Here is a 7925-nt window from a genome sequence, read left to right on the forward strand (position 1 = left end):
GCCTTGCCCGCGTTAACGCGTCCGGATAAGAAGGTGAACTTTCGGGGAACGAGATCGCCCTGACCAGCACCGGCGGGTGGGAGGGGTCCGCGGGCCGCTTACGATCCGTGGTGTGGAGGTCGAGATTATCGCGATCCTGACCGGGCTCGCCGGGCTCGCGATCGGGCTCGCGACCGGATTGGCGGTGCGGGTGAGCGAGCGGTCCCAGCAGACGGCGGTTCCGGCGGTGCCGGCGGGCGGCCTGCCGCCCGGCGTCGCCTCGGTGCTCAGCGTCCTGCGGTCCTCGGCCGTCGTGGTGGACGGCGAGGACCGCGTCCTGCGCGCCAGCTCGGCGGCGCGGGCGTACGGCCTGGTCAGCGGCGACCGTCTCGTGGTGGACGAGGTGCTCGCGATGGCGCGGCTCGTCCGGCGGGACGGGGAGATCCGCGAAACCGAGATCCAGGTCGGGCCGACCGGCGTGCGGGGCCGGGCGGACGGGCGCTGGTTCGCGGTGCGGGTCGCCCCCCTCGGATCGCACGGGCTCGTCCTGGTGCTGGCCGAGGACCTCACCGACATGCACCGCACCGAGGCGATCCGCCGCGACTTCGTGGCGAACGTCAGCCACGAGCTCAAGACGCCCGTGGGCGCGCTGTCGCTGCTGGCGGAGACGGTCGAGAACGCCGCCGACGACCCCGAGGCGATCCGGCGGTTCGCCGGCCGGATGCAGTACGAGTCGGTGCGGCTGACCAACCTCGTCCAGGACCTGATGACGCTGTCGCGCGTCCAGGGGGACGAGCCGCTCCCCGAACTCCGTCCCGTCACCCTGGACGACGTGGCCGCCGAAGCGCTGGAGCGCTGCCAGTTCAAGGCGTCCGCCAAGGACATCGAGCTGACCGCCGGCGGCGAGGACGGGCTGCAGGTGCGCGGCGACCAGGAACTCCTCGTCACCGCGCTCCGCAACCTCGTCGACAACGCCGTCGCCTACAGCCCGGAGAACACCCGGGTCGTCGTGGCGACCCGGCGGTGCGACGACCGCCATGTCGAGGTCAACGTCACCGACCAGGGCATCGGCATCCCGAACGGCGAGGTGGAGCGGATCTTCGAGCGCTTCTACCGGGTCGACCCGGCCCGGTCCCGCCAGACCGGCGGCACCGGCCTCGGCCTCGCCATCGTCAAGCACGTCACCGGCAAGCACGGCGGGGACGTGACGGTGTGGAGCAAGGAGGGCCACGGGTCGACGTTCACGATCCGGCTCCCGCTGCTCGGCGCCGACGCCCCGTCCGGCCCCGCCGGCGCGACAGCGCGCCGGGACCCGAGGGTGAGACAGGCCAACGCCGGGGGAAGAAACCCCGGCGCGAGAAGAGACTCCGCCACCGGGAACGGCGCGGACACAAGGAACGGCACGACCGCGGGCAATGACGCGGACGCAGACGAAGACCCACAGAACACCGCCCGGGAGGCAACACCGTGACCCGCGTGCTCGTCGTGGAAGACGAAGAGTCGTTCAGCGACGCACTGTCGTACAACCTCCGCAAGGAGGGCTTCGAGGTGGCCGTCGCCGCCACCGGCCCCGACGCGCTGGACATCTTCGAGCGCAACGGTGCCGACCTCGTGCTGCTCGACCTCATGCTCCCCGGGCTGCCCGGCACGGAGGTGTGCCGGGAGCTGCGCGCCAAGTCCAGCGTCCCCGTCATCATGCTGACCGCCAAGGACAGCGAGGTCGACAAGGTCGTCGGCCTGGAACTGGGCGCCGACGACTACGTCACCAAGCCGTTCTCGACACGTGAGCTGGTCGCGCGGATGCGGGCCGTCCTGCGCCGCCAGGGCGAGGTCGAGGAGCTGGCGCCCGCCACGTTGGAGGCCGGCCCCGTCCGGATGGACGTCGAACGCCATGTGGTCAGCGTCGGCGGTGAGTCCGTCCAGCTCCCGCTCAAGGAGTTCGAGCTGCTGGAGGTGCTGCTGCGCAACGCCGGCCGCGTCCTGACCCGGATGCAGCTCATCGACCGCGTGTGGGGCGCCGACTACGTCGGGGACACCAAGACGCTGGACGTGCACATCAAGCGCCTCCGCGCCAAGGTCGAGGAGGCCCCGTCCGCGCCGCGCTACATCGTCACCGTCCGAGGCCTGGGCTACAAATTCGAGCCCTGATCCGGCCGGAGCGCGAGAACGGCCCGTCAGGCGGGAGATCGCCTGACGGGCCGTTCTTCATGCTGCCGGACTCGATGCGCGGAGCCGGATCAGTGACCGGCGGCTCCCGGTGACTGAGCACCCGTGGGGGACCCGGTGCCGGTCGGTGACTCGGTGCCGGTCGGCGACGGGGTCGCCCCGGGCTGGGCCGGCTGCGTGCCCGGTGACGGCTGCGGGCCGCCGGTGGCGCCCGGCGCCTGGCCGGCGGGCGTGGCCAGGGGATAGGTGCTGTACTCGCCCTGCTGCGGGATCAGCGGCACCTGGAACTCCACGGCGCCGGCCTTCTCGAACTGCAACCGCACCGGGACGGAGGCTCCGGCGATCAAGGCCTTGTGCAGGCCGCTCAGCACGACCCGCGGCTGCGTTTCGCCCTGCGTGGCCGGGGGCGAGGTCTGCGGGTCCTCGGTGTTCTCGGACGTCGGGCTCGCGGTCGGGCTGGGCGTGCCGTCGCCAGGGACCGGCGTCGTCGCCCCGGCCGGCGGCTGCTCGGTCCCCGGCTGCCCGTTCTGGCCCGTGGCCGTGGGGCTGGGACTCGGGGACGCCTCGCCGAGCAGCTTGGCAACGCCGCCCGAGCCGTCGGGCGCCGGCTGCGGCAGCGCGATGCCGTTGCCGTCGATCCTCGCCGTGTCGAAGAGCGGTGAGCTGACGGAGACGAGCCGGTCCGCCTGCGCCTGGCTGATCATCGTGCCGTAGAGCGCCAGCGACGTCCCCTGGGGGACCGGCTCGCCCGGCTTGGGCCCCAGCAGGAACACGTTGCGCAGGAGGACCTGCGTCGTGCCCTCCTGCGGGACCGAGGCGTTGACGCCCTCGGTCAGCTGGGTGGGGGCGGCGGACTGCGCTTCTACGCCGGCGCCGCAGCCGGTGATCACCGGCGCGATGGCGACGGCGCCCGCGACGGCGAGCGCGACCATTCGACGGCTGTTTCGGATCACGGCGTCGGTCTCCTCGCGAAGTGTCATCGAAGATATGGCGTTGAAGGTTGCGGAAGTGGCGTGAGATACGCCAGGTGAAGCGTAGCGAGGCCTTACCTCGAGTCCCGCTCCGGGGTCGCCGACACGCTCGGCGCGGCGCCGAAGAATGGTCAACCCGACCTTAGCGCCCGTACCTTCTCGGTGAGTTCCGGCCCGGCCTCGGGGGCCTGGACGACGTCGTTGACGACGCCGTCCGGCTGCACGAACACGGCGGTGAGGCCGGTGCCGGCCGCCCCGGCGGAGCCGGGAGCCGCGGCGTACGCCTTCGCGAGGACGCCCTCCCGGTCTTCGAGAACGAGCGGCGCCCCGTAGTTGGCGGTGCCCGCGCACGCCTTCAGCTCCTTGAGGGACGTCCCCTTCTCGTCGCCGGCCGGGCGCGGGTCGGCGACCAGCCAGAAGTTCATGATGTTGTCCTGCGTCCTGCCCGCGAGTTCCGCGACGACGCTCTCGCACTCGTACGCGGGAGGGACGATGCCGATGACGCCCGGACGCAGGTCGCGCAGCGACGTCGGCGTCGGCTCTCCGGCCACCAGGTCGACGTCGGCGTCCGGCAGGAGCCCGCCGACGTCTCCGGGGCTCGCGGACGGCCGCGGCGCCAGCTGGGCGCTCGTCGGACGCGGCGTGGGCTTGGGTCCGAACGCGGTCATCAGGGCGCCGCTGACCAGCGCGACCAGCAACGCCCCCGCGATGATCGGGATGGCGACGCCGAACCGCGTCAGCGGGCGGGTGAGGCGGCGGACCCGCTCCCTGCGCCTGCGCCGGCGTTCCTCACGGCGGTAGGTGAGCATGTCGCGCGCGAGTTCGCGGGCGTCGTCGGGCACCACGACGTCAACGCGTGGAAGCCCGTAGTCATCGGGCTCCGGGTCGCCGCCGTCCGGCCTCACGCCGTACCTCCCATCCCGGCTCCGCCGACGCGCTCCGTGGCCCGTCCCGAGGGGCCACGGTCCTTCCGGACCACCGTCCCACGGACCGGCGCTCCGTCCCACCGGCCCAGCGCACGGATCCGGCCGTTTCGTGGAGATCGCCGCTCCGGTGGGGCGCCGTCCCGCTCAGGGTGGTTCCCGTGTGATGCCGTCCCATTCGAGCCCTTCGGGCCGCTTCGTACCCGCGGCGCCCGGCTTGCTCACCTCCAGTATGCGCCGCATGTCCGCGCCCGGCGGGAGGGACGCTTGTCACCGCCGGCCCCTTACCGGTATGGGGCGTCCGGTCAGATCGGGGTGGCGTATCGGCTACCCTGGGTGCAGGGGAACTGGGCGGCGATGCACCATTAAAGGGCTTTGTCAATACCCCAATATGCTGCTTGACCTGGGCATATGTCCGGGACGTCGGTTCAGCCACGCTGGTTTACGTGGTACCCTGGTTCTAGCGGAAGGGGTACTTGTCACATGACTTTCCAGGTCGGCGACACCGTCGTCTACCCCCACCATGGGGCTGCTCGGATCGAGGCCATCGAGACTCGCACCATCAAAGGTGAGGAAAAGACCTATCTGGTCTTGAAGGTCGACAAGGGCGACCTGACAGTGCAGGTCCCGGTCGAAAACGTCGAGGACGTGGGTGTCCGTGACGTCGTCGGCCAGGAGGGTCTGGAGAAGGTGTTCGAGGTGCTTCGCGCACCCTACACCGAGGAACCCACCAACTGGTCCCGCCGGTACAAGGCGAACCTTGAGAAGCTCGCCTCCGGCGATGTGAACAAGGTCGCCGAGGTCGTCCGCGACCTGTGGCGGCGAGACAAGGAGCGCGGCCTGTCGGCGGGTGAGAAGCGCATGCTCGCCAAGGCACGCCAGATTCTGGTCAGCGAGCTCGCGCTCGCGGAGAAGACCAACGAGGACAAGGCGGAGGCGCTGCTCGACGAGGTCCTGGCCAGCTGACCGGGCGGCCGCGTTGAGCACAAGGTTTCCACGGGTGGGCGTCGGTACCGACGTCCACCCGTTCTCGTCCGATCCACGCCCGCTGTGGGTCGCCGGGCTCGAATGGCCCGGCGAGGGCCACGGCCTGGCCGGGCACTCCGACGGCGACGTCGCGGCGCACGCCGCCTGCGATGCCCTGCTGTCGGCCTGCGGCCTCGGCGACCTCGGCGCCGTCTTCGGCACCGCGGACCCGCGCTGGTCCGGTGCCTCCGGCGTCGCCCTCCTCGGGGAGGTCGCCCGGCTCGTCCACGAGGCCGGCTTCGCCATCGGCAACGTCGCCATCCAGGTCATCGGCAACCGGCCCAAGATCGGCAAACGCCGGGAGGAGGCCGAGAAGGCCCTGGCCGAGGCCCTCGGCGGCGCACCCGTCACCGTCTCGGCCACCACGACCGACGGCCTGGGGCTCACCGGCCGGGGCGAAGGGCTGGCCGCCATAGCCAACGCCCTGGTCGTCCCCTCCTAGCGGTCACGGGAGGGCGCGGTCAGGGGAGGGCCGGGTGGACCGTGCCGGTCACCTCGCCGAGCGTGACGCGGGAGCCGGAAGAGCCCGGCGCCTTGGCGCGGATGGTGACCGTGTCGCCGTCCTCCAGGAATGTCCGCTTGGTTCCGTCGTCCAGTTCCAGCGGCTCCTGCCCGTTCCAGCTGAGTTCGAGCAGGCAGCCGCGCTGGTCGCGGTCGGGGCCCGAGACCGTCCCCGAGGCGAACAGGTCCCCGGTGCGCAGCGGAGCGCCGTTGACCGTGGCGTGGGCGAGCTGCTGCGGCGGCGTCCAGTACATCTCCGCGAACGGCGGCCGCGCGGCGACCTGGCCGTTGATCAGGACCTCGAGGTGCAGGTCGATGCCCCACGGCTCCTCGCACCGCAGGTAGGGAAGCGGAACCGGGTCCTGGACGGGCGGGGACACCCGGGCGGGCTCCAGCGCCGCGACCGGCACGACCCACGGTGAGACCGACGTCGCGAACGATTTGCCGAGGAACGGCCCGAGCGGCTGCGACTCCCACGCCTGCAGATCGCGGGCGCTCCAGTCGTTCACCAGGACGAACCCGAACACGTGCTCCCGGAACGCGCCGGTCGTGACGCGCTGCCCCGCGGCGGACGGGACACCGGCGACGAACCCGACCTCCGCCTCGAAGTCCAGCCGCAGCGACGGCCCGAAGGACGGCTCCCGCTCGCCCGGCGCCCTGCGCTGCCCGGACGGCCGGATGATCGGCGTCCCGGACGGGTAAACGGTTCCGGAGCGCCCGTGGTAGGCGACCGGCAGCCGCTTCCAGTTGGGAGCCAGGGGCTCGCGCTGCGGCTGGAAGATCCGTCCCGCGTTCACGGCGTGGTGCTCGGAGGAGAAGAAGTCGACGAAGTCGGCGACCTCGAAGGGCCGCAGCAGTTCCACGTCCGAGACCGGGATCAGATGCGGCTCCACCCGCCCGCGGTACGACTCGTCGGTCAGCACCTCGACGAGTCGGGCGCGGTTGGCCTCCCAGGCGGCGCGTCCCGCCACCATGAAGGCGTTCAGCGACCCCGAGGCGGAGTAGCGGCGGTCCTCCACCAGCCCCGCGGCGGACATCTCCGCCAGGTCGAGGACGTGGTCGCCGATGGCCACGCCCACGCGGGGAAGCTCCCCGGGCCGCGAGAACACGCCGTACGGCAGGTTCTCGACGCCGAAGCCGCCGTCCTCATTGACCTCAACCCACGAAACCGTCGTCATGGCGACATATCTTCCCCCGTGTCCGGCGTTCTGATCAGGCCCGCGGCCGCCAGTTCCGCCCGGACCCCGCGGACGTCGGACGCGGCGAACGCGACCAGCAGGCGGCGGGCCGCCCGCGCCTGGACGTCGGTCAGCGCCAGCAGGTCGCCGGCGAGGCCCTCGGCGTCGGTGCGGCCGAGGGTCCGCCGGACGTGCCGCTCGGGCTCGCCGGCGGCCGCGTGAGCCGTGGCCAGCAGGACGGTCATGGGCCCCTGGTGGGCGGCGCCCCGGACGCCCTGGTCCAGCCCGCCCGCGCATGTGAACGGCAGACCGCGCTCAGCGCAGGCCGAGATGAACGCCGCCAGCGCGGCGGCGGAGGGCGCCTCGTCGGCGAGCGTCCCGGCCACGCGGGCGGCGGAGTCGCGGGCCGCGGCGAGGCGATCGAGCACGTGGAGCCAGCCGGGGGAGCGCCTCACCTCGATGCGGGCCGGCACGCCGGGCGGGAGCCGGGCGATCGTCACGGCGGCGGCCCGCGCCTGGTCCGCGTCCCGGGGCAGCGCGATCTCCACGGACGACGGCCGGACGCGGGGTTCGGCGCGGACGGCGTCCAGCGTCTTCGGGAGTTCCTCCAGCCCGGTGTCCGCGATGACGCCGAGGTCGAGGAGGTCTTCGGGGACGAGGTGGGTCCGCAGCTCGGCGAACCGGGAGGCGGGGCACAGGAACCGGCCGACCAGCGGGTCCCGGCGGGCGTGGCGGGAGGCGCCGGTGGCCGCGCGGTGGGCGGACAGGGCCTCGTCCATCGGGGCGCTTTCCGGCGGGAAGAGCGCGGCGTCGTCGATCAGCCGAGCGAGTAGGGCGCCCATGCCGGACCAGTACCCCCCGGGGCGCCCCACCTCACGTGTATTCGTAATGACGTGTAGCTGCGGTGATCGGGCCGTTTCAGTCGACGGGCGGGGTGGGGCCGCTGCGGAAGCTGCCGGACGGCGGCGGGTTCCCGTCCCCGGCCCGCTCGTCGTTCTCTCCGCGGCCGTCGCCGTCGCCGTCCGGGTCCTCGCCGGCGTCGGGATCTTCGGCGCGGTCCGGGGGCGGGGTTTCGTGCTCGTCCTCGTCCGCGCCGTGGGCCCCGGGCATCACGATGTCGGGGCGGGTCGTCGACGCGAGCGGACCCTTCTCCTGCGCGGCGTCCCGGTCCCGGCTCCTGA

Annotated in this window: 8 protein-coding genes and 1 pseudogene; 4 read left to right on the plus strand and 5 right to left on the minus strand. The window is 72.7% G+C overall.

The features are described from left to right. Positions 1-112 precede the first annotated feature (112 nt). Both E1285_RS41255 and E1285_RS41260 read left to right on the plus strand, forming a co-directional pair. Positions 113-1450, plus strand: a complete 1338-nt coding sequence (locus E1285_RS41255; RefSeq protein WP_132160099.1) for an ATP-binding protein — start codon at positions 113-115, stop codon at positions 1448-1450. After that, a complete protein-coding gene (locus tag E1285_RS41260) occupies positions 1447-2127 on the plus strand; it encodes a response regulator transcription factor (RefSeq protein WP_132160101.1) in 681 nt (226 codons plus the stop codon). The genes E1285_RS41255 and E1285_RS41260 overlap by 4 nt, the downstream gene beginning before the upstream one ends. An 89-nt stretch (positions 2128-2216) precedes the next feature. Here the strand turns inward: E1285_RS41260 and E1285_RS41265 are convergent, their stop codons facing one another. Both E1285_RS41265 and E1285_RS41270 read right to left on the minus strand, forming a co-directional pair. Continuing rightward, entirely contained in the window at positions 2217-3125 is a 909-nt protein-coding gene (locus E1285_RS41265) for a hypothetical protein (RefSeq protein ID WP_132160103.1), read from the minus strand. A 122-nt stretch (positions 3126-3247) separates the two neighbouring features. Further along, positions 3248-4021 (minus strand): hypothetical protein, encoded by a 774-nt coding sequence (locus E1285_RS41270; RefSeq protein WP_132160105.1) that lies wholly within the window; start codon positions 4019-4021, stop codon positions 3248-3250. 501 nt (positions 4022-4522) lie between these two features. Here E1285_RS41270 and E1285_RS41275 point away from each other — a divergent pair. Beyond that, positions 4523-5005 (plus strand): CarD family transcriptional regulator, encoded by a 483-nt coding sequence (locus tag E1285_RS41275; RefSeq protein ID WP_067459337.1) that lies wholly within the window; start codon positions 4523-4525, stop codon positions 5003-5005. Positions 5006-5039: 34 nt separating this feature from the next. Next, on the plus strand, positions 5040-5507 hold the full coding sequence (gene ispF, locus E1285_RS41280; RefSeq protein ID WP_207947194.1) for a 2-C-methyl-D-erythritol 2,4-cyclodiphosphate synthase: 468 nt from the start codon (positions 5040-5042) through the stop codon (positions 5505-5507). A gap of 19 nt (positions 5508-5526) precedes the next feature. On the opposite strand, the gene fahA is transcribed toward ispF, so the two are convergent. The 3 genes and pseudogenes from fahA to E1285_RS46115 all read right to left on the minus strand — a co-directional run. Next, complete coding sequence (fahA, locus tag E1285_RS41285; protein WP_132160109.1) at positions 5527-6744, minus strand: fumarylacetoacetase; 1218 nt, start codon at positions 6742-6744, stop codon at positions 5527-5529. Continuing rightward, positions 6741-7586: a hypothetical protein gene (locus E1285_RS41290; protein ID WP_132160111.1), complete on the minus strand. Its 846-nt coding sequence runs from the start codon at positions 7584-7586 to the stop codon at positions 6741-6743. The genes fahA and E1285_RS41290 overlap by 4 nt, the downstream gene beginning before the upstream one ends. A 76-nt stretch (positions 7587-7662) precedes the next feature. Further along, a pseudogene (locus E1285_RS46115) lies at positions 7663-7925 on the minus strand (hypothetical protein); the annotation flags it as partial.

This window comes from Actinomadura sp. 7K507 (genome assembly GCF_004348425.1).
In the GTDB taxonomy this organism is placed as follows: Bacteria; Actinomycetota; Actinomycetes; order Streptosporangiales; family Streptosporangiaceae; genus Spirillospora.